A 21105-nucleotide genomic window follows, 5' to 3' on the forward strand; every position below is an offset into this window, starting at 1 on the left:
CACGGTTGGTCGGCAACGCTGAGGTACACCGCCGTGACCAGCGGCGATAATCACGCCCGTGACTGCGCCGACCCGACAACGACCGCATCGATGGCGAGCCCTGCTGCGGCTGGCTCTGGCCGCGGTGCTGGCGGTCTCGGGTGCGATGCTGGCCTGGACCTTCCTGAACGGCTTCACCGGCGGCGCCGCCGTGTCGGGGTTCATCGCCACGCTCGCCGGAGTCGGGACGCTCGTCCTCGACATCGTCAAGTGGCTGGCGGAGCCGCCCGCTGCGGAGCCGGCCGCCGCCGAGCAGGCCGACGACCTGGCTCGGACGCTGTACGACCAGTGGGTCGAGGAGGCCCATGCCCGCCGCCTGCGCGATCCGGGCGTGCTGCCGCTGACGTGGTCGGCGACCGAGCGCCCGGTGACCGACGACCCGGCCGAGGTCATCGCCGGCCCCGTCACCGGCCCCGTCCGGCTCCGGCTGCAGGGCGGGGTCGACGGCGAGCTGGATGAGGCGACCAGCCACATCGCGGCGGAGTACCGCAAGATTCCCAGCGGGCGCCTCGTCATGCTCGGCGAGCCCGGGTCGGGCAAAAGCGTGCTGGCCATCCTCCTGACCATCGGCCTGCTGGCCGACCGCGCGCCCGGCGCGGCCGTCCCGGTCCTGCTCAGCGCGGCGTCCTGGGACCCGACGGCCGGCGGGCTCGACGAGTGGATCGTGCAGACGGTCGCACGGTCCTACTACCAGGGACAGTCGGACGTACCGGATCGGCTCCTGCGGCACGGCCTGCTGCTGCCGATCATCGACGGTCTCGACGAGATCCTCGAGTCCGCCCGGCGCACGGCCGTCGAGCACGTCACCCGGGCCACCGGATCGCATCGGCCGGTCGTCCTCACGTGCCGGGCCCGCGAGTACGAGGACCTGATCACCGGCGGCGCGCCCGTGCTGCGCCGCGCCCCCACGGTGGAGGTGGCCCCGGTCGCCGCCGAGGACCTGATCGCCCACTTCGCCGGCATCGACTGGCCCCACGGCACCGACTGGGCGCCCGTCTTCGCCGAACTCCGCCGCGACCGCACCGCGCCGGTCCCGGCCGCGCTTACCACTCCCCTCATGGTGTCGTTCGCCCGGATCGTGTACCAGCGGCTGCCCGACGCCCCGGCCGAGCTCCTGGACCGGGATCGGTTCGGCAGCCGGCACGCCGTCGAGGACCATCTCGCCGACAAGGTCGTCGACGCCGCGTACGCACCGACGACCGGCCCCGACGGTCCGGACCACCCGACGTGGAACGCGGCCGATGCGCGGCGGTGGCTCACGTATCTGGCCGTGTACCTGCACCGCAACCACGAACGCGACCTCGCCTGGTGGATGCTCAGCCAGCGCCTGCTCTCCCGCTGGTGGGCACCGGCGATCGGCGTGGCCTCCGGAGCCGCCGTGCTGATCGTGATCTCGGCCTGGGTCGCCAGGTTCGATCCGTCCGGGGCAATCGGGTTGAACACCACGATGTGGTACGGCTCGATGATCTCCGCCGGGTTCGGCGCCATCGTGACCGTCACGTGGTACGCCGCGGCCGGTCGGCCGCCGGGCCGCCTCTCGCTCGCCACCCGGGACACGGGTGCCCGCCTGCGGTCCGGCTTCCGCATCGGGGTCGCCGCCGTCGCGATCCCGGCCGGTCCCGTCCTGCTGTTCATGGCGGCGGCGATCTCACTCGGCGTCGGCTGGTCCATCGACGCCATCGACACATACGCCGAGTTCGCCGGCGCGGCGATCGCCCTCGCGACCTGCGTCGGGGGCGCCCTGGCGGTGCACGGCTGGCTCGAGGCCCCACCCGTCCACTCGGCCAGCACCGGCCCCCAGGAGCAGATGGACCAGGACCGCGCCCTGTCCTGGTGGGGGGCCACGGCCGTCGTGGCGGTGATCGGCCTGTTCGGCCTGCCGGCCGCGGCGATCGGCTCGGGAATCGGCTCGTTGCTGTTCCAGACCGCCTCGAACTGGTCGGACTGGCCCGGCCGGGTCGCCGTGTGGGAGCTGTTCCGAGCGCGCTACCGCGACCTGACCGACCTGCGATTTCCCAACCCCGCCATCACGTTCGGCGCCGCGGTGCTGTTACCCGCGGCCCTGATCGCCCTGATCATGTTGCTGACCCGGGCCTGGCCGCGCTTCGTGCTGACCCACACCTGGCTGGCCGCCCGCGGCCATCTGCCGAGCGACCTCCTGGGCTTCCTGGCCGACGCGCGCCAGCGCGAAATCCTCCGCCAGCGCGGGGGCGTGTACCAGTTCCGGCACATCTGGCTGCAGGAACAGCTGGCCACGCGGCAGGATCTGCGCGACCCCGCCGATCGTGACCCCGCCGCGACGCCCAGCCTCTGGCGCCGCGGCCGGGCGGCCCTGGCCGCCGCCACCGCCCTCGTGGTCGTCACGGCCGTTGCCGGTCTCCTCGCGGTACCCGAGGACGCCTCGGTAGCGCGGTTCACGACCGGATACGGGGAGGGCGCGGCGCTGCTGTACCCCGAAAAGTCCGGAGCGCTGGTGGCCGCCTTCGCCAACCGCAGCTCGACGGTGCATGTCTACGACGTCGGCGGCCGCCGCGAGATCGCCACGTTGCCCGGCAACGCCGGTGGCATCCGGTGGGTCGCCTTCGCACCCGGCGGCGACGTCGTGGCCGTGCTGGCGGGCGCGCGGACACCGGAGACGTCCGACGACGCCGTCCGCCTGTGGAGCCTGCGGGATCGGCACGCGACGAAACCCTTGGCCACCATCCAGTCGCCCTCGGTCGAGCACACCTTCATTTCGTTCAACAGCACCGGCGACGCCGCATATGTGGAGACCCGCGAGACCGACGGCCGCTTCATCGGCGGCTGGCTGTGGTACGGCGGTGCGGTCGTGCTCAGCTTCACCCGCGCGGCCGGCGTCACGGATCTGGCGCCGAGCCCGGATCTGGCCAGCGTGCTGACGCGCGACAACAAGAACGTGCTGCAACTGTGGTCGGCCGCGACCCCCGGAGATCCATTGGACAGTTGGCCGATGCCGATTTTCTGGGACTTCCACAACCGATTCTCGGCGGACGGCCGCAAGGTACTGGCACCGAAATCCGTCGGCAACTCCAGAGAATTCTGGTTGTACGACACGACAGCGAAGGACCGCGGCGCTCGGCTCGACTGCAACGACGCCCAATTGGTAGGCCCGCAGAAGCTTGTACTCTGTTCGCACGGCGACAACGCCCCGGCCCCCTCCCTGGCGTTTCGCGACAGCAGCGGAGCGACGATTCAAGAGACGTCAGGATTCGAGGCCAGCGCGGAGGGCTCGATGCTGATCGTGTACAAGTCGCAACGTCTCGATGCGGTCGAGGTCTGGAATCTCGACGAGGTCAGGAAGGTCGCCGACATTTCGCCCGGCAACGTCGACGTCAGTGAAGATTCATCGACCATTCTGGTCCTTCCCTCGCGGATCGGGCCGCCGGAGGCGGAGGAGCGATATCAACTCCTCGACGGCCGGACCGGCGCGAAACTGGCGGAGATCACCGGCAATTACCGTCTGCCCAACACCCGGTTCTCCGCCGCCAACCCCATCCTGCAGAGTCAGGCCGATCCGGACCGGCTTTTTCTCTGGAACAGATGGCTGCGACAGCCCGTGGAGATGGAGAGTTACTCGGCGACCAACACGCCGGTGTACGGGCCGAACGGATATCTGATGGCGGACGAGGGGCGCGACGGCCGGATCCGGGTGCGCGACCTCGTCACCGGCCGCACGCTGGTAACGGTTATCAACCCGATCCGTGCCCTCAAACAACAGGTGACGTTTTCGGCGGACGGGCAGTCGTTCGTCACGTACCGGGCACCGGACAGCATCCAGCTCCAGTCGCGTTGCCACCCCACCGGAATTGTCGTCGACAAGCTGTCGAAAACGTACTACAACGCGATCTTCAGCAAGCACGGGCGGCTGCTCGCGACGGCCGCCGGCGACGGGACCGTGGCGTTGTGGGACGCGGCCAGCGGGCGACGCTTGCGGACGCTGGTGGGACACGGCGAGCCGGTGGCCGGCATGGTGTTCACCGCCGACGATGCCGGCCTCGTGACCAGCGCCGCCGACAGCACCGTCCGCGTCTGGGACCTGAGCGACCTGGCGGAGCAGTATCGCCACGACGCCGTAGGTGGTCCGTGCTGAAGACCGGCGTGAGCCGCCTTCAGCTGCGCAGCGCGTCCAGGGCCAGCAGGGCCACGTGCAGCGACAGGCACGCCGGCACCGAGTCCAGGTCGGCCCCGAGGATCTTCCCGATGCGGGCCAGCCGCTCGTAGAACGCCGGGCGTGACAGGTGGCTGTGCTCGGCCGCCGCGGACTTGTTGCGGCCACACTCGAGGTACACCCGCAGCACCTCCAGCAGCTGCTCGCGCGGGTTGCGAGCGTCGTAGGCCAGCAGCGGGCCGAGCTCGCGCTCCACGAACGTCTGCAGCCGCGGCTCGTCGCGCAGCATGTGCAGCAGGCCGGCCAGGCCCACGTCGGCGAGGCGGACGACGCCGCCGGCCGGGTGGCGCACGGCGTCGGCGACCTGCGCGGCCTCGGCCAGCGACCGGCCGGCCTCCCGGGGCGAGTCCACGATCTCCCCGGCCGCGACGATCGCCTCCGGGTTCGTCTTGTGCACCTTGCCGGCGAAGGCGCGCAGCACGTCCTCGGTGGCCTGCGTGATCAGCACGCCGGTGGAGTTCGCGTCGAGGGTACCGGCGAGGCTCTTGACCGATATTTCCGACAGAGCCCGCTCGACCGCCGCGAAGTGCGCCGGGCGGATCACGACGCCGACCAGGGCGCGGCGCTCCAGCGGGATCCCCAGCGCCCGCGCCCGCAGCGCCACCTCCTCGACCGGCATCGAGCGGTTGAGCAGCGCCTGGAGCAGGGTGCGCCCGGGCCCCTCGGGGTCGGGGTCGATCAGGCGCCCGAGCGCGAGGGCGGAGGCGGCGCGCTCGATCAGGATGACGTACCGCGCCTGCGCCGACCCCACCCGCATGAGCAACCGGCCCCAGTCCTGCCCGCGGGCGCCGACCGCGGTCACCAGCCAGCCCGCGCCCGGATCGAAGCCGGTGCGCCCGCCCGGCCGGATCGCCCGCGAGTGCGCCTCCCAGCTGGCCAGCAGCAGCTCGGCCGAGCCGCCCGCGGCGTCGTACGCGAGCACCTGCCGGGACAGGTTCTCCAGCACCACCGGCGCCCCGGCCAGGGCCGCGGCCTGCGCGACGACCTCGGCCGGCCCGGCGCCCTCGACGGAGAGGTCCGTGAAGCGCTGGTGGATCTCCTCGGCGGCGCGCAGCTCGGCCAGCTGGGCGTCGATGATCATCGAGTGCACGGCCTCGGTGATGGCCACGAACGGCGTGCCCCGGTGCAGCTCGACCAGCGGCAGGCCGAGCTCGTCCGCGGTGCGCACCATGACCGCGGGCAGTCGCTGAGCGTAGCGGCGGCCCAGCTCCACGGCGAGCCCGCACGCGCCCACCTCGGCCAGATCGGTGATGTACCGCCGCAGCCCGGCCTCGTCCGCCGGCAGCCCGATCCCGGTCGTGAGCACCAGCTCCCCGCCGCGCAGCAGCGTGGCGATGTCCGGCACCTCGGAGCTGTGCACCCAGCGGACGGCCTGGTCGAGCCCGCGCTCGCCCGCCACGATGCGCGGGGCGCCGTTGCGCACCGGCTCCAGCGCGAGCACCTCGCGGACGGTCGGGAACATCAGCGCGGATGCTACTTCGCCGCCGTCCGGATCGTCTCGCGGATGCGGGACTACGTGCCGCACCGGCAGATGTTGCGCAGGGCCGTCGAGGTCGGCGTCGGTGATGTCCCGGCGGCGGCCCGGATCGGGGTGTACGTCGAGATGGTGGTGTTCGAGCCGCCGGTCAGCTGGCCACTGCGCGATCCGGTCCCCGAACAGGAACCGCGTGAACGCGCCGAGGATGGACCGGGTCAGCAGTCCGCCGTCGATGCCGGCGCCGAGTGATACGGTGATACATAGTTTGTATCGCTATATCAGCCGCGAGAGCACACTGTGTCGGCGGTCACAAGAGGACTTTCACGACGCTCAATAGTTAGCCGTGGTTCCGGCGCATCCGGGTCGATCACCCCGATGACAACGCAGCGCCTTCCCAGAAAGTTAGCCGTCGTTTACAGTGCCGGTACACCCCGAGGAGGCTTCCGTGGATCCTGCCGACGCCCTCGCCGATCGATGCGCCAAGGCCGCCGCCGACCTGACCATCCCCGCCCTGCTGCACCGCAACGCCACCGAGTTCGGCGACCGCCCGGCGCTGAGCACGCTCGGGCGCGACGACACCCGCACCTGGGCCGAGCTGCACCACGAGGTCGCCGACATGTCCCGCGGCCTCGCCGAGATCGGGCTGCAACCGGGCGGCCGCATGCTGATCATGATGTCCAGCCGCCCCGAGCACTGGCTGGTCGACCTGGCCGCGGTCCACCTCGGCGCGGTGCCCAGCACCGTCTACCCGACGCTGAGCCCCGAGCAGCTGCGGTACCTCGCGCTGCACAGCGCCGCCCAGCTCCTGGTCCTGGAGGGCCGGGCCGAGCTGGCCCGCTGGCGGCCGATCCTGCCCGACCTGCCGAAGCTGCGCCGGATCATGCTGCTCGAGGAGCCCGCCGCCGGCGAGGCCAGCCTGGCCACCGTGACCCTGGAGCACGTCCGGGCCGTCGGGGCGGCCGCGCACCGCGCCGCCCCGGACGCCTTCGAGCGGTCCTGGCGGGCCGTCCGGCCCGAACAGCCGGTGACGCTGCTGTACACGTCCGGCACCACCGGCGACCCCAAGGGCGTCGTGCTCAGCCACCACAACGTCGTCTACCAGTCCGTGGTGCTCGAGGCGACAGTCGCCGTGCCCGACCACGCCCCGACGGTCGCCTACCTGCCCCTGGCCCACATCGCCGAGCGGATGCTGGGCATCTACAACGCGGTCTACCGGGCCGGGCACGTGACGATCTGCCCCGACGCCGCCCAGCTCGTCCCCGCGCTCCGCACGGTCGGGCCCGCCTCGTTCTTCGGCGTGCCCCGGGTCTGGGAGAAGATGGCGGCCGGCGTCCAGGCCCAGCTCGCCGCCGCGGAGCCGGCGACGCGGGCCGCCTACGACGCCGCGTCCGCCGTGGCCCTGGAGGCCTTCGAGCTGCGCGCGGACGGGCGGCCGGTACCCGGCGAGCTGGCCGCCCGGCTGGCCGGGGCCGACGCCGCCGTCCTGCGGCCGATGCGCGCGCTCCTGGGCCTGCAGAACATGGCCTGGGCCGGCAGCGGCGCGGCCCCGATCCCGGTGGCGGTGCTGCGGTTCCTCGCCGGGCTGGGGCTCGACGTCCTCGAGGTCTGGGGCATGACCGAGACCACCGGTACCGCCACCATAAACACGCCGGAGCGGTTCCGCACCGGCACGGTCGGCCGGCCCAACCCCGGGATGCAGGTCCGTCTCGCCGACGACGGCGAGATCCTCGTGCGGGGGCCCCTCGTCTGCTCCGGCTACCTGCGCGCCGACGGCGGCGTCGAGGCGGTCACCGACGCGGAGGGCTGGCTGGCCACGGGCGACGTCGGCACCGTCGACGCCGACGGCTTCCTGACCATTACCGACCGCAAGAAGGAGCTCATCATCACCTCGAGCGGCAAGAACGTGTCGCCGGCCCAGATCGAGCAGCGGCTGCGCGCCCACCCGCTCATCGGCCAGGCGGTCGCGGTCGGCGACCGGCGGCCGTACATCACCGCCCTGATCGTCCTGGACGACGAGGTCGCCCCGAGGTGGGCCCAGGCGAACGGCATCGGCGAGACCGCGCTGCCCGGACTGGCCGCCGACCCACGGGTGCTCGCCGAGATCCAGGCCGCCGTCGACGCCGCCAACGCCGGGCTCTCCCGCCCCGAGCAGGTCAAGACGTTCCGGGTCCTGCCGTCGAGCTGGACGCCGGAGACGGGCGAGCTGACGCCGACCCTGAAGCTGCGGCGCCGGATCATCACCGCGCGCTACGGCGAGACCATCGACGCGCTCTACGGCGGCGATCCCTTGGTACTCTGATACGAGAGCAGTGTCAACGTACCACGGGAGGTTGACCATGACCCCGTCTCTTCTGGAGCGCGCGTTCACCGATGCGCTGCAGCGCGCGGACGACGGCGACGAGGTCACCACCCGGCTGCTCGACGCCGCCTACGAGCAGTTCTGCCGCATCGGAATCCGCCGGTCCACAATGGAGGACGTGGCCCGGCGGGCCGGCGTCTCGCGCATCACCGCCTACCGCCGGTTCGCCTCCAAGGACGCGCTGGTCGAGCACGTCGTCCGGCGCGAGTTACGGCGCTACTTCGACCGGTTCCTCGTCGACATCCAGCAGGCCGCGACCGTCGCCGACCGGGTGGTGCTGGGCTTCGTCAGCTCGCTGCAGGCCATCCGCGGCAACCCGCTGATCGGGGGGCTGATGGTCGCCGAGCCCGACGTCCTCGTCCCGTCGATGATCGGCGACGGCGGGCGGACCATGGCCACGGTGCAGCGCTTCGTCGCCGGGCAGCTGCGACAGGAACAGCGCGCCGGGAACATCTCCGGCGCGGTGGACGTGGAGGTGGTGGCCGAGCTCATGACCCGGCTGTCCTGCTCGTTCCTGGTCACCCCCAGCCACGTCATCGACCTGGACAACGGCGCGCAGCTGCGCGCCGTGGCCCGGCAGTTCCTCGTGCCGATGCTGGAGTACGGCTCACAGGCCCAGTGACCGGCCGATCAGCTCCTTCATGATCTCCGTGGTGCCGCCGTAGATGGTCTGCACCCGCGCGTCCAGGTAGGCCCGGGCCACCGGGTACTCGCGCATGTACCCGTAGCCGCCGTGCAGCTGCAGGCACCGGTCGACGGTGCGGTGCTGCAGCTCGGTGCACCACCACTTCGCCATCGCCGCCGTCGGCGCGGTGAGCTCCGGCCCGACCAGGCACTGGTCGACGAAGACGCGGCCGAGACGCAGCTCGGTGGCCAGCTCGGCGAGCACGAACCGGTTGTGCTGGAAGGTGCCGATGGGCCGGCCGAACGCGTGGCGCTGCTTGCAGTACTCGACCGTCTGCTCGAACACCGCCTCGGCGCCGGCCAGCGCGCCCACGGCGATCGAGAGCCGCTCGAAGGGCAGGTTCCGCATGAGGTACGCGAAACCCTCGCCCTCGGCCCCGAGGAGGTTGGCCGCCGGCACGCGCACGTCGGAGAAGAACAGCTCGGCCGTGTCCTGCGCCTTCTGGCCGATCTTGTCGAGGTTGCGCCCGCGCTCGAAGCCCGGCGTGTCCCGCTCGACCACCAGCAGGCTGATGCCCCGGTGCCCCGCCGCGGCGTCGGTGCGGGCGACGACGATGACGAGGTCGGCCAGGATGCCGTTGCTGATGAACGTCTTCTGCCCGTTGAGCACGTAGCTGTCGCCGTCGCGTACCGCGGTGGTGGTGATGCCCTGCAGGTCGCTGCCGGCCCCCGGCTCGGACATGGCGATCGCGGTGACGATGTCGCCGGAGCAGAACCCGGGCAGCCACCGCCGCCGCTGCTCGTCGTCGGTCAGGTCGGTGAGGTACGGCCCGATGATGTCGTTGTGCAGGCCGAACGCCGGGCCGCTGGCGCCGGCCCGGGCCAGCTCCTCGGTGAGCACGGCGTTGAAGCGCCGGTCGGTCACGCCGGCGCCGCCGTACCGCTCGTCGACGAAGAAGCCCAGCAGCCCGGCGGCCCCCGCGGCCCGCCACACGCCGCGGTCGACGATGCCGTCGGCCTCCCAGCGCTCGTGGTGCGGCGCGATCTCCTTGGCGATGAAGGCCCGCACCAGGTCGGCGAACGCGTGGTGGTCGGCGGTGAGGATCGTGCGGTTCATCCGGCCATCCCCTTCACGGCGGCGATGATGCATGATGGTCGGCGCGTCGAAGCCGTAAGCCTCCGGCACCCGGACCACGTCGAGGCCGTCGTGCTCCCAGGCGGCCACCGCGTCCGCCTCGGCCCGGGGGTCGGCGGCGTAGGCCAGTGTCGTCGCGATCCGCATCAGCGTGCTCCCTGGGTCGAGCGGACGGCCGCGCCGCCGAGCCAGCGCGGCACATGCGCGCCCAAGCCCCATTCGGTGAGCACGGTCTCGGTGTGCGCGCCGGGCACCGGCGGCTCGGCGCCGGGCACGCCCGGCGTCCGCGACAACCGGGGCGCGACGGCGGGCTGGCGGACGCCGGCGCGGTCCTCGTACGTCCCGCGCGCCACCAGGTGCGGGTGGTCCCGGGCCTCCGCCAGCGACAGCACCGGGGCGACGCAGGCGTCGGTGCCCTCGAATACGCCGGTCCACTCGGCCCGCGTCCGTGTGGCGAAGACCTCCGCGAACCGGGCCCGCAGCCGCGGCCATCCGGCGGCGTCGTGCTGAGCCGGCAGGTCCGCGTCGCCCAGCCCGAGCCGGCGCAGCAGTTCGGCGTAGAACTGCGGCTCGAGCGCGCCCACGGCCATGTGGCCACCGTCGGCCGTCTCGTACACGCTGTAGAACGGGGCGCCGCCGTCGAGCAGGTTGCGGCCGCGCTCGGCCCGCCAGGCCCCGGCCGCGAGCAGGCCGGCGAACACCGTGGTCAGGTGGGCCGTGCCGTCGACGATGGCGGCGTCGACGACCTGGCCGCGGCCGGTGTCGCGGGCCACGAGCAGCGCGGCGAGGCAGCCGACGACCAGGTACAGCGAGCCGCCGCCGAAGTCGCCGACCAGGTTGAGCGGGATCTGGGGCGGCCCGCCGCCCGCACCGATCGGGTGCAGGGCCCCGGCGACGGCGATGTAGCCGATGTCGTGGCCGGCCGCACGGGCCAGCGGCCCGTCCTGCCCCCAGCCGGTCATCCGCCCGTAGACCAGGCCCGGGTTGCGGGCCAGCGCTGCCTCCGGGCCGATGCCGAGGCGTTCCGCGACGCCGGGGCGCCAGCCCTCGATCAGGATCGCGGCCCGCTCGGCGAGGCCGAGGACGACCTCCGCCCCGTCGGGGTGCTTGAGGTCCACGATGACCGAGCGCTTGCCCCGGTTCAGCAGGTCGTGGCGCGGGTCGCCGGTCGAGCCCGGCCCCGGGCGGTCGACGCGGACGACGTCCGCCCCCAGGTCGGCCAGCAGCATCGCGGCGAACGGGCCCGGCCCGATCCCGGCGAGCTCCAGCACCCGGACCCCGGCGAGCGGCCCGCTCACGCCCCGGCCCGCCCCTCGAAGCGGGGCGCGCGGCCCTGGGTCAGGGCGGTGACGGCCTCGCCGAAGTCGGGGCCGGCCAGCGAGTCGGCCATGAGCCGGTTCGCGTCGGCGGCCGCCCGGTCCAGCCCGGTCTCCAGCCCGGCCCAGACCTGCCGCCGGATCACCGCCATCGCCGCCGGTGAGCAGTTCGCGGCCAGGTCGGTGGCATAGGCTTGGGCCGCGGGCAGCACCTGCTCGCGAGGGAGGACCCGGTGCACCAGACCGATCCGCAGCGCCTCGGCCGGGTCGATCTTGCGGCCGGACAGCAGCAGGTCCAGCGCGTTGCCCACGCCCACCAGCCGGGGGAGCAGCCAGGCGCTGCCGTATTCGGCGATCAGGCCGAGCCGGCTGAACGCGGTCGCCAGGTGGCACTCCGCGGCCAGGAACCGCACGTCGGCGTAGAGGGCGTGGACGAGGCCGAGACCGGCGGCGCCGCCGTTGACCGCCGCGATGATCGGGGTGCCCAGCGTCGCGGGCAGGTGCGGCTCGAAGCCCAGCCGGAGTACCAGTTCGTCGCGGTGCCGCGCGTCGAGCAGGGCCGGCAGCGCCTCGGGGTCGGCCCCGGTGCAGAACCAGTCGCCGGCCCCGGTCACCACGATCGCCCGGACCGCCGGGTCCCGGTCGGCCGCCAGCAGCGCGGCGTAGTAGTCCCGGAACATGTCCAGCGTCATGGCGTTGCGGCGCTCCGGCCGGTCGAACCGGATCGTGCACACTCCGCCGAGCGTCGCAGATCTGATATGTGACATTTGATATCCTTCAGCGATGACGGATGTGTCGCACCCTCAGCTGTCCGAAACGGTGGCGGCCCTGCTGCGGGACCGGATCATGTCGGGGCAGCTGCGCGCGGGCGAGCGGATCCGGCTCGAACAGGTCGCGCAGGAGACCGGGCTGAGCATCACCCCGGTCCGCGAGGCCCTGCTGATGCTGCGCGCCGAGGACATGGTCGAGCTCCAGCCGCGCCGGGGGCACGTCGTCGCCCCGCTGTCCCGCCAGGACATCATCGACGTCTTCGCGGTGCAGGGCGACATCGCCGGCGAGCTGGCCGCGCGGGTCGCGGCGGGCATCGGCCCGGCCCAGCTGGACGACCTGCGCGCGCAGCACGAGAAGCTGCGCCGCGCCGCCCAGGCCCGGCAGGTCGGCCGGGTCGAGCAGCTCGAGTTCGAGTTCCACCGCAGCATCAACCGGCTGGCGGATGCGCGCAAGCTGTCGTGGCTGCTGCGGGCGGCGACACGGTACACCCCGACGCGCTTCTATGCCGGCAACGCCCAATGGCGGGCGGCGATGGTCACCGACCACGAGGAGCTGCTGGCCGCGCTCGCGGCCGGCGACCCGGTGGCCGTGCGGCCGGTCATGGCGCGGCACTTCACCGACGGCGCCGAGCGCCTGGTCAAGCACCTCGACGGCCTCGGCATCTGGAACGGGTGAGTCACCGGCCATGACGCCACGCGAACATCCTCAGGGCCAGTCGCAGGGCTGACGGCTGGGGCTGCAGCGTCATCACGTCGATCGGGGCGCGGAACCGCTGCCAGGTCACCGAGCGGGGCCGGCTGAACTCCCGCAGCCCGTCGGCGCCGTGCACCCGGCCGAAGCCCGAGTCGCCGACCCCGCCGAAGGGCAGCGCCGGCACCCCGGCGTAGCCGAGCACCGAGTTGACCGAGACCGCGCCGGCCCGCAGCCCGCCGGCCAGCGCCAGCCCGCGGCGGCGGCTCCGGCTGAAGATGGAGCCGGACAGCCCGTAGGCGGTGGCGTTGGCCCGGCGCACCGCCTCCTCGGCGTCGGCCACCGGGTTCACCACCATCACCGGCCCGAACGTCTCCTCGGTGACCGCCGCGCTGTCCTCGGGCACGTCGGCCAGCAGCACCGGCTCGACGAACGGCGCGCGCACCGAGTCGACGCCGCCGACCACCGCCCGGCCGCCCCGCTCGATCGCGTCGCCGATGTGCCGTTGCACGATGGCGGGCTGGGCCGGGGTGCCCATCGGGCCGTAGGGCGCGTCCGGGCCGTCCCCCGGCTCGACCTCGCGCATCAGCTCGGCCAGCCGGGCCACGAACGGGTCGAACACGGGCCGCTCGACGTAGATGCGCTCGACGCCGGCGCAGGTCTGGCCGGCGTTGCCCAGGCCGCCGAACACCGCCGCCCGGGCGGCCGCCTCCAGGTCGGCGTCGGCCGTCACGATGAGGGCGTCCTTGCCGCCGCCCTCGATCACGACCGGGGTCAGGCGCTCGGCGCAGGCGGCCATGACCGCGCGGGCCGTGGCGGCCGAGCCGGTGAAGGCGATCTTGTCGACGGCCGCGCGGCAGAGCGCGGCCCCGACGGTGCCGTCGCCGGCGACGACCTGCAGCACGGGATTGTCGGGGAACAGCTCGGCCCAGCAGGTCGCGAGCCAGACACCGACCCCCGGGGTGTACTCGCTCGGCTTGAACACCACCGCGTTGCCGGCGGCCAGCGCGTGCGCGATGGACCCCATCGGCGTGTAGACGGGGTAGTTCCACGGCCCGATCACGCCGACGACGCCGTAGGGCACGTACTCCACCGCGGCGGCCTGGTTGAAGGCCAGTATCCCGGAGCGCACCGACCGCCGCCGCAGCACCCGCCGGGCGTTGCGGGCGGCCCAGTCCAGGTGCTCGACGGCGAGCATCACCTCGAGCTGCGCCCCGGCGACCGGCTTGCCGGTCTCGGCCCGGATGCACTCGGCGAGCTCGCCGATGCGGCCGGCCACGAGCGCCTTGAACGCGAGCAGATGCCGCCGCCGATGCCCCGCCGGCAGGCCGGCCCACCAGAGCGCGGCCTCGCGCGCCCGGAGCACCGCGGCCTCGACCGCGGTCAGCTCAACCAGGGAAGACGACACCGAGCCACCTCCTGACATTTGATATTCGATAGTTTAGCCTTGCTGTCAATCCCCTCGTCACGCTGGAGGAACGCCGTGGAATGGACCGCAGAACAGCAGGCTCTGGTCTCGGCGGTGGAGGACTTCTGCCGCCGCGAGGCCGGGTCCCGGCAGCAGCGGCAGCAGCTCACCGACGGCGGGCGGGAGACGCACAGCCCGCCGCTGTACCGCAAGATGGCCGACCTCGGCTGGCTGGGCCTGGCCCTGCCCGAGGAGTTCGGCGGAGGCGGCGCCGGAGCCACCGAGCTCTGCCTCTTCCTGGAGACGACCGCCCGGGCGATGGCCCCGATCGGCGGCTTCACGACGTCGATCATCGTCGCGGCCACCTACGAGCGCTTCGGCTCGCCGGAGCAGAAGAAGCTCATCATCGACGGGGTCGCCCGCGGCGGCGTCGCGGCGATCGCGATGTCCGAGCCCGAGGCCGGCTCCGACGTGGCCAACCTCAGCTGCCGCGCCGAGCGCCGCGGCGACACCTTCGTCATCAACGGCCAGAAGACCTGGTGCTCCAACGCGCACCTCGCCGAGCACATCCTGCTCGTCGCGCGCACCTCCGGGCGGGCCGGCGACCACGCCGGCCTGACGATGTTCCAGGTCCCGGCCTCGGCGCCCGGCCTGACCGTCTCCGGCATCGACACCATGGGCGGCCGGGAGGTCAACGACCTGTACTTCACCGACTGCGTCCTGCCCGCCGACGCCGTGGTCGGCCGGGTCGACCACGGCTGGAAGCAGCTGATGGCCGGGCTCAACATCGAGCGGCTCATCCTGGCCAGCCTCATGCTCGGCACGGCCCAGCGCGCGTTCGACGACGTCGTCGGCTACGTCAAGAACCGGCGCCAGTTCCGCCGGCCGATCGGCTCGTTCCAGGTGCTCCGGCACCGCCTGGCCGACCTCGCGACCGAGATCGAGTGCTCCCGGCTGCTGGTGTACACCACCGCCGCCCACCTCGACCGCTCCCCCGGCGCCGTGCTGCCCCGGGAGAGCTCCATGGCCAAGCTCAAGGCCACCGAGACCGCCCGCCGGGTCACCCTCGACGCGATGCAGATGATGGGCGGCTACGGCTACGCGACCGAGTACGACATGGAGCGGCTGGTCCGCTCCTCCATCGTGTCCACCGTGTACGGCGGCACCAGCGAGATCCAGCGGGAGATCATCGCCCGGACCTACGGCCTGAGCGACGATCTCCGCTGACCTACTCGAACAGTTCGCCGTTGCCGGCCTTGGCGCACAGCAGCGCCGGCGGATCGAAGCGCTCGCCGTAACGCTCGGCGAGCGCGCGGGCCCGGGCGACGAAGCCGGGCAGCCCGCCGTCGTACTGGTTGATGTACTGCAGCACGCCGCCGGTCCAGCTCGGGTAGCCGATGCCGAGGATCGAGCCGACGTTGGCGTCCACGACCGACGTGAGCACGCCCTCCTCCAGGCACCGCACCGACTCGATCGCCTCGATGAAGAGCATGCGCTCCTTGAGGTCGTCGAAGGGCACCCCGAGGTTGGTACCGCCGAACTCGTCCTTCAGCCCCGGCCAGAGCCCGGTCCGCCGCCCGTCGGCGTACTCGTAGAAGCCCGCGCCGCTCGACCGCCCGGGCCGTCCGTGCCCATCGATCATCCGGTCGATGACGGCGTCGGCGGCGTGGGGTGCCCAGGTGCCGCCGCCGGCGAGGACCGCCGCGGCCGTCTCCTGGCGGATCCGCCGCGGCAGGGTGAGCGTGAGCTCGTCCATCAGCGCGAGGACCGGCGCGGGGTACCCGGCCTGGCTGCTGGCCTGCTCGATCGAGGCGGCCGGGACGCCCTCGGCGAGCATCGCCACGCCCTCGTTGGTGAACGTCCCGATGACCCGGCTGGTGAAGAAGCCGCGGCTGTCGTTGACGACGATCGGCGTCTTGCGCAGGCGGCGGACGAGGCCGAGCGCGCGCCCCACCGCCGCGTCCCCGGTCCGCGCGCCGCGGACGACCTCGACGAGCGGCATCTTGTCGACCGGCGAGAAGAAGTGCAGCCCGATGAAGTCCTCCGGCCGGCTGACCCCCTCGGCGAGCAGCCCGATGGGCAGGGTGGAGGTGTTCGAGGCGATTGACGCGTCCGGCGCCACCTGCTCGATCTCGGCGTACACCAGCCGCTTGAGCGCCGGGTCCTCGAAGACCGCCTCGATGACGAGGTCGACGCCGGCGAGGTCGGCGACGTCGGCGGTCGGCGTGATGCGGTCCAGCAGCGCCTGGTCGTGACGGCGGCCCTCGGCGTACGCCCTGCCCTTCTGCGCGGCCTCGATCGTGACGTCCTTGAGCACGACGTCCAGGCCGGCCTTCGCGCAGACATACGCGATGGCGGCGCCCATCATGCCGGCCCCGACGACGGCGACGCGTCGCACCGGCGGACGGCTGTCGTCCTGGTCCCGCGCGCCGGCCTGCTGCACGTCGAAGAAGAGGGCCTGAATCATGTTCTTGGCGATCCGGCCGGTGGCCAGCTCGGTGAAGTACCGCCCCTCGATCACGAAGGCGGTGTCCAGGTCGACCTGGGCGCCCTCGACGGCGGCGGCGAGGATGTTGCGGGGGGCCGGGTAGGGCGCGCCCTTGAGCTGCTTGCGCAGCGTCGCCGGCAGGGCCGGCAGCTGGGCGGCGAGCGCCGCGCCGCCGGGAATCCGGTACCCCGCGCGGTCGTAGGGCTGCGCGGCGTCCGGGTGGGCCGCGATCCAGGCGCGGGCGGCGGCCATCAGGGACGCCGGGTCGGCCGCGAGCTCGTCGACGAGCCCGTGGGCCACCGCGTCCGCCGGCCGGTGCCGCTGCCCGCGCAGCAGCCAGTCGGCGAGCGCGTCGGCGATGCCCAGCAGCCGGACGCTGCGCACGACGCCGCCGCAGCCGGGCAGCAGGCCGAGGGTGACCTCGGGGAACCCGATCTCGATGGCGGGGTCGTCGAGCGCGATGCGGTGGTGGCACGCCAGGGCCAGCTCCAGCCCGCCCCCGAGCGCCGAACCGTTGACGGCCGCGACCACCGGCCGGCCGAGCGTCTCCAGCCGCCGCGCCGCGTTCTTGAGCACCCGGGGGTCGGCGTCGTCGTCCGGCCCCAGCCGCAGGATGGACTCGAGGTCGCCGCCGGCGAAGAAGGTCTTCTTGGCGGAGGTGATGATCACGCCGGCGATCCGGTCGCGCTCCGCCTCCAGCCGGTCCACGGTGCTCACGAAGCCGGCGGTGAACTCGGCGTTCATGACGTTCGCCGAACGCCCGGGGTGGTCGAGGGTGAGCACCACGATCCCGTCGGCCCCGCCCTCCCACCGGATTGGGTCGACCATGCTTGGCTCCACCTCTCAGAGTCGTTCTACGACGGTCGCGATGCCCATGCCGCCGCCGACGCAGAGCGTGGCGAGCCCGTACCGTCCGCCGCGGCGCTCCAGCTCGTCGACGAGCGTGCCGAGGATCATGGCCCCGGTGGCCCCGAGCGGGTGGCCCATCGCGATGGCGCCGCCGTTGACGTTGACGATGTCCGGGTTCAGGCCCAGGTCGGCCACGAAGCGCAGCACGACGGCGGCGAACGCCTCGTTGATCTCGACCAGGTCGAGGTCGGCGACGTCGAGCCCGGCCTTGGCCAGCGCCTTGCGGGCGGCGGGCGCGGGCCCGGTCAGCATGATGGTGGGGTCGGCCCCGCTGACCGCGGTCGCCACGATCCGCGCCCGCGGGGTCAGGCCCGCCGCGGCGCCGGCCGCCTCGCTGCCGACGACCACCAGCGCGGCGCCGTCGACGATGCCGGAGGAGTTGCCGGCCGTGTGCACGTGGTTGATGCGCTCCACCCAGTGGTACCGCTGCAGCGCCACCGCGTCGAAGCCGCCCAGCTCGCCGACGGCCGCGAAGGAGGCCGGGAGGGCGGCGAGCCCCTCGGTGGTCGAGTCCGGGCGGATGTGCTCGTCGCGGTCGAGCACCACCAGGCCGTTGCGGTCCCGGACGGGTACCACGGAACGGGCGAAGTAGCCGTTCGCCCACGCCTTGGCCGCCCGGGCCTGCGACTGGAGGGCGTAGCCGTCCACCGTTTCGCGGTCGTGGCCGTCGAGGGTCGCGATGAGGTCCGCGCCGATGCCCTGCGGCACGAAGCCGGTGCTGTAGTTGGTCTCGGGGTCCAGCGCCCACGCTCCCCCGTCGGAGCCCATCGGCACCCGCGACATCGACTCGACCCCGCCGGCGAGCACGAGGTCCTCCCAGCCCGAACGGACCTTCTGCGCGGCGAGGTTCACGGCCTCCAGGCCGGAAGCGCAGAAACGATTGAGTTGTACCCCGGCCACGGTGTCGGGCAGCCCGGCGACGAGAGCCGCCGTCTTGGCGATGTCGGCGCCCTGCTCGCCCAGCGGCGACACCACGCCCAGCACGACGTCGTCGATCCGGGCCGGATCGAGGCCGGGCAGCCGCCCCAGCGTCTCCCCGATCAGCCCGGCGATGAGCGAAACCGGCTTCACCCCGTGCAGGGCTCCGGTCGGTTTTCCCCGGCCGCGCGGCGTGCGCAGCGCCTCGTAGATGAACGCCTCGGTCGTCATGGCCCTATGCTCCTCGCTGCTCGGCCGAACGCGAATCGCGCCTAACTTTCCGGGACCGCGCGAACGCTTGTCAAGCAGGGTCGCCGCCGGCTTACCGCGAGGTGGCGCTAACGTGTAGGGGTGCGACCAGCAGCCGGCGGGGTGGGTTCGACAGCGACGAAACGCCCGAAAGACCGCAAAGACCGCATCGCGCTGGCCGGCGCCGAGCTGTTCTGCGAGCGGGGCTACCACCGCGTCTCGGTCGACGAGATCGCCGCCGTCGTCGGCATCAGCGGCCCGGCCGTGTACCGGCACTTCGCGAACAAGTACGCGATCCTCGTGCACGCCACGCGCGACGTCGTCGGCGCGCTGCTGGCCGCGACCGCCGATCCGCAGGCCACCATCGACGAGCAGCTGCACGCCATCGCCACGGTCGCGGTGGCCAAGCGCCGGGTCGCCGGCCTGTACCAGTGGGAGGGCCGCTACCTCACCGCCGAGCACCGCCGCGAGTTCCGCACGAGCCTGGCCACGCTGGTCGGCCGCATCGCCGGACCCCTGCGCGCCCTGCGGCCGGAGCTGACCCCGGAGCAGTGCGGGCTGCTGGCCAACGCGGCCCTCAGCGCCTTCGGCAGCGTGACCACCCACCGCGCCGCCGCCACCGACACCGAGGGCCTGCTCACGCGGGTCGCCTGGGCGCTGCTGCGCGCCGACCCGCCGGACCTCCCGCGCCCTTCGCCTTCGGAGCCGGCCGCCCCGTCCGCCGCCCCGGTCCGCCCCGCCTCGCGCCGTGAACTGCTGCTCATCGAGGCGATCCGCCTGTTCCACCGGCACGGCTACCACGCCGTCGCGGTCGAGGACATCGGGCGCGCCGCGGGCATCCAGGCCTCCAGCGTGTACCGGTACTTCCCGAGCAAGGCCGACCTGCTCGCGGCCGCCTACTACCGGGCGACCGACCGGCTCACCGGCTCGACCGTAGCGGCGATCGCCGAGGCGACCGACCCGGCCGACGCCCAGCGCCGGGTCGTGCGGGCGTACGTGGCCTTCGCGTTCGGCCAGAGCGACCTGGTCGCCGTCTACCTGGCCGAGAACAACAACCTGCCGGACGAGGACCGCCACCAGCTCCGCGGCGCGCAGCGCCTGCACGTCGAGGAGTGGGTGCGCCTGGCCGGGACGGTGCGCCCGGAACTGGCGGCGGCCGACTCGCGGGTGCTCGTGCACGCCGCCCTCAACGTCGTCACGGACGTGGGGCGGCTCGGCCGCTTCGACCGCACCTCGGGCTACGAGACTCAGACGGCGGGGCTGGCCCTGGCGGCACTGAGCGCCTGAGGCGGCGGGGCGGCCGCGTCGCCACCGGGGGGCCATTATCGCGCACGGCTACCTCGCCGTCGACGCCCCGCTCGCTCGGCTCGTCGCCGGTGCGTTCACCGAGCTCGCCCAAGCGATCTGACCGCGACCCGGCACGGGTTCAACCGCGACCGGTGACCGGTCATCCTGGCGGAACGGAGGTTCCCTACGCGGCTTCAGTAGCGCACACTCAAGCTGTCCAGGAGTGGCGTCGCCGACATCGACTCCGTGCAGTTCAGTTGGGATGGCATGCGTGAGGCGTACCGCCGCGCAGTACGGACTCACCGAAGACACTTGGGCCACCGCCAAGCAGCAGGTCCGCGGCGTGATACTGCACGCGGCGTACGAACGCGCGATGACGTGGCACGCGCAGATCGCCGCACAGGTCGACGTCATCAGCCTCGACCCGGAGTCGTCGCTGATGAACGACCTGCTCGGAGCGGTGTTCGAGGACGAGTACGCCACCGGCGGGCCGGCGCTGACGTCCATCGTGACGGTCAGGTACGGCGATCGCGAGCCCAGTTCGGCGTTCTTCACCTCGGCCCGCGACCTCGGGTACCGGTTCACGGAACCGTTCACGTTCTGGGCCGAGGAGGTCCACAAGGTCTTTGCCGAGCATGGACGGCTCGATGGCCGCGGATGACGCGGTTCGCTACGTCCGTACGTCGCGGGACAGGTCGGCGAACACCACGCCGTCCACCGAGTACCGCTCGACTTCCACAAGCGATCCGCTCGTTCGAGCTGGACTTCGAGCGGATAGTCGCGGGCGAAGAGCTCCTGCCGGTGATCCAGGACCTCACGCTGTCCTCATTCGGGATGCCTGATGGGTCGATGAATCGGTCAGGGATCGGTGATGGCGCCGTTCGTGGCGAAGGCGTTCACGGTGCTGAGGAACCGTTCGAGGAATTCGCCTAGGTCCGCGCCGACCGATGTGATGCCGTTGTCGGTCCCGTCGTAGACGCCGCTGATGTAGCTGGCACCCCGGAGCCTGAAGACCTGGCCGGCGGTGACCCTGGTCGCGTAGAGGTCACCGCCGCCGTTGCTGCCGAACACAACCACGTCGATGTTCTCGGCGAACGGCTCGCCGATCTGATCCGCACGGTGCCGGCTGTCACCCTTCGTCACCATGCCTTCGACCGTATCGAGAAAGTAGCCGTTACCGATGTCGGGCAGCTGGACCGGCCCGACGTATCTGTGCATCGCGAAGGGGTTCTGTACCGGCGTCGTCGTC

Annotated in this window: 16 protein-coding genes; 8 read left to right on the plus strand and 8 right to left on the minus strand. The window is 72.7% G+C overall.

Annotated features, from left to right (window positions below):
- Positions 1-58 precede the first annotated feature (58 nt).
- Positions 59-4147 carry a hypothetical protein gene (locus AB0B76_RS35495; RefSeq protein ID WP_360383661.1) on the plus strand — a complete coding sequence of 1363 codons (4089 nt, stop codon included), beginning with the start codon at positions 59-61 and terminating at the stop codon, positions 4145-4147.
- A 19-nt stretch (positions 4148-4166) separates the two neighbouring features.
- Here the strand turns inward: AB0B76_RS35495 and AB0B76_RS35500 are convergent, their stop codons facing one another.
- Positions 4167-5687 (minus strand): PucR family transcriptional regulator ligand-binding domain-containing protein, encoded by a 1521-nt coding sequence (locus AB0B76_RS35500; protein WP_360383663.1) that lies wholly within the window; start codon positions 5685-5687, stop codon positions 4167-4169.
- 42 nt (positions 5688-5729) lie between these two features.
- Between AB0B76_RS35500 and AB0B76_RS35505 the strand changes: the two genes are divergently transcribed.
- From AB0B76_RS35505 to AB0B76_RS35515, 3 genes are all read left to right on the plus strand, one after another.
- On the plus strand, positions 5730-5951 hold the full coding sequence (locus AB0B76_RS35505) for a hypothetical protein (RefSeq protein ID WP_360383666.1): 222 nt from the start codon (positions 5730-5732) through the stop codon (positions 5949-5951).
- Positions 5952-6147: 196 nt separating this feature from the next.
- Positions 6148-8001, plus strand: coding sequence for an AMP-binding protein (locus AB0B76_RS35510; protein ID WP_360383668.1), 1854 nt, complete (start codon positions 6148-6150; stop codon positions 7999-8001).
- A 37-nt stretch (positions 8002-8038) separates the two neighbouring features.
- Positions 8039-8683 carry a helix-turn-helix domain-containing protein gene (locus tag AB0B76_RS35515; RefSeq protein ID WP_360383671.1) on the plus strand — a complete coding sequence of 215 codons (645 nt, stop codon included), beginning with the start codon at positions 8039-8041 and terminating at the stop codon, positions 8681-8683.
- On the opposite strand, the gene AB0B76_RS35520 is transcribed toward AB0B76_RS35515, so the two are convergent.
- From AB0B76_RS35520 to AB0B76_RS35530, 3 genes are all read right to left on the minus strand, one after another.
- Complete coding sequence (locus AB0B76_RS35520) at positions 8669-9802, minus strand: acyl-CoA dehydrogenase family protein (protein WP_360383745.1); 1134 nt, start codon at positions 9800-9802, stop codon at positions 8669-8671. The two genes, AB0B76_RS35515 and AB0B76_RS35520, sit on opposite strands and share 15 nt — an antisense overlap.
- Before the next feature lie 164 nt (positions 9803-9966).
- On the minus strand, positions 9967-11118 hold the full coding sequence (locus tag AB0B76_RS35525; RefSeq protein WP_360383673.1) for a CaiB/BaiF CoA-transferase family protein: 1152 nt from the start codon (positions 11116-11118) through the stop codon (positions 9967-9969).
- Positions 11115-11903, minus strand: a complete 789-nt coding sequence (locus tag AB0B76_RS35530; protein WP_360383675.1) for an enoyl-CoA hydratase-related protein — start codon at positions 11901-11903, stop codon at positions 11115-11117. The genes AB0B76_RS35525 and AB0B76_RS35530 overlap by 4 nt, the downstream gene beginning before the upstream one ends.
- A 16-nt stretch (positions 11904-11919) precedes the next feature.
- On the opposite strand from AB0B76_RS35530, the gene AB0B76_RS35535 reads away from it, so the two are divergent.
- On the plus strand, positions 11920-12582 hold the full coding sequence (locus AB0B76_RS35535) for a GntR family transcriptional regulator (RefSeq protein WP_360383678.1): 663 nt from the start codon (positions 11920-11922) through the stop codon (positions 12580-12582).
- A gap of 1 nt (position 12583) precedes the next feature.
- Here the strand turns inward: AB0B76_RS35535 and AB0B76_RS35540 are convergent, their stop codons facing one another.
- A complete protein-coding gene (locus AB0B76_RS35540) occupies positions 12584-14005 on the minus strand; it encodes an aldehyde dehydrogenase family protein (RefSeq protein WP_360383680.1) in 1422 nt (473 codons plus the stop codon).
- A 75-nt stretch (positions 14006-14080) separates the two neighbouring features.
- Between AB0B76_RS35540 and AB0B76_RS35545 the strand changes: the two genes are divergently transcribed.
- On the plus strand, positions 14081-15232 hold the full coding sequence (locus AB0B76_RS35545; RefSeq protein ID WP_360383683.1) for an acyl-CoA dehydrogenase family protein: 1152 nt from the start codon (positions 14081-14083) through the stop codon (positions 15230-15232).
- Position 15233: 1 nt separating this feature from the next.
- On the opposite strand, the gene AB0B76_RS35550 is transcribed toward AB0B76_RS35545, so the two are convergent.
- The gene (locus AB0B76_RS35550; RefSeq protein ID WP_360383686.1) at positions 15234-17321 is read right to left on the minus strand and encodes a 3-hydroxyacyl-CoA dehydrogenase NAD-binding domain-containing protein; all 2088 of its coding nucleotides are present in this window, start codon (positions 17319-17321) and stop codon (positions 15234-15236) included.
- Positions 17322-17336: 15 nt separating this feature from the next.
- Positions 17337-18551, minus strand: coding sequence for an acetyl-CoA C-acetyltransferase (locus AB0B76_RS35555; RefSeq protein ID WP_360383689.1), 1215 nt, complete (start codon positions 18549-18551; stop codon positions 17337-17339).
- Positions 18552-18671: 120 nt separating this feature from the next.
- On the opposite strand from AB0B76_RS35555, the gene AB0B76_RS35560 reads away from it, so the two are divergent.
- Entirely contained in the window at positions 18672-19856 is a 1185-nt protein-coding gene (locus tag AB0B76_RS35560; RefSeq protein WP_360383692.1) for a TetR family transcriptional regulator, read from the plus strand.
- A 271-nt stretch (positions 19857-20127) separates the two neighbouring features.
- A complete protein-coding gene (locus AB0B76_RS35565) occupies positions 20128-20517 on the plus strand; it encodes a hypothetical protein (RefSeq protein ID WP_360383695.1) in 390 nt (129 codons plus the stop codon).
- Between the two features lie 197 nt (positions 20518-20714).
- Here AB0B76_RS35565 and AB0B76_RS35570 read toward each other — a convergent pair whose 3' ends face one another.
- Entirely contained in the window at positions 20715-21002 is a 288-nt protein-coding gene (locus AB0B76_RS35570; protein WP_360383698.1) for a hypothetical protein, read from the minus strand.
- Positions 21003-21105 lie beyond the last annotated feature (103 nt).

The organism is Dactylosporangium sp. NPDC049140 (assembly GCF_040648435.1).

Coding starts and splice junctions, on each gene's coding strand:
- AB0B76_RS35500 (WP_360383663.1), bottom strand. CDS start 5,687: ATGTTCCCGACCGTCCGCGAGGTGCTCGCGCTGGAGCCGGTGCGCAAC.
- AB0B76_RS35505 (WP_360383666.1), top strand. CDS start 5,730: ATGCGGGACTACGTGCCGCACCGGCAGATGTTGCGCAGGGCCGTCGAG.
- AB0B76_RS35515 (WP_360383671.1), top strand. CDS start 8,039: ATGACCCCGTCTCTTCTGGAGCGCGCGTTCACCGATGCGCTGCAGCGC.
- AB0B76_RS35520 (WP_360383745.1), bottom strand. CDS start 9,802: ATGAACCGCACGATCCTCACCGCCGACCACCACGCGTTCGCCGACCTG.
- AB0B76_RS35530 (WP_360383675.1), bottom strand. CDS start 11,903: ATGTCACATATCAGATCTGCGACGCTCGGCGGAGTGTGCACGATCCGG.
- AB0B76_RS35535 (WP_360383678.1), top strand. CDS start 11,920: ATGACGGATGTGTCGCACCCTCAGCTGTCCGAAACGGTGGCGGCCCTG.
- AB0B76_RS35550 (WP_360383686.1), bottom strand. CDS start 17,321: ATGGTCGACCCAATCCGGTGGGAGGGCGGGGCCGACGGGATCGTGGTG.
- AB0B76_RS35555 (WP_360383689.1), bottom strand. CDS start 18,551: ATGACGACCGAGGCGTTCATCTACGAGGCGCTGCGCACGCCGCGCGGC.
- AB0B76_RS35570 (WP_360383698.1), bottom strand. CDS start 21,002: ATGGTGACGAAGGGTGACAGCCGGCACCGTGCGGATCAGATCGGCGAG.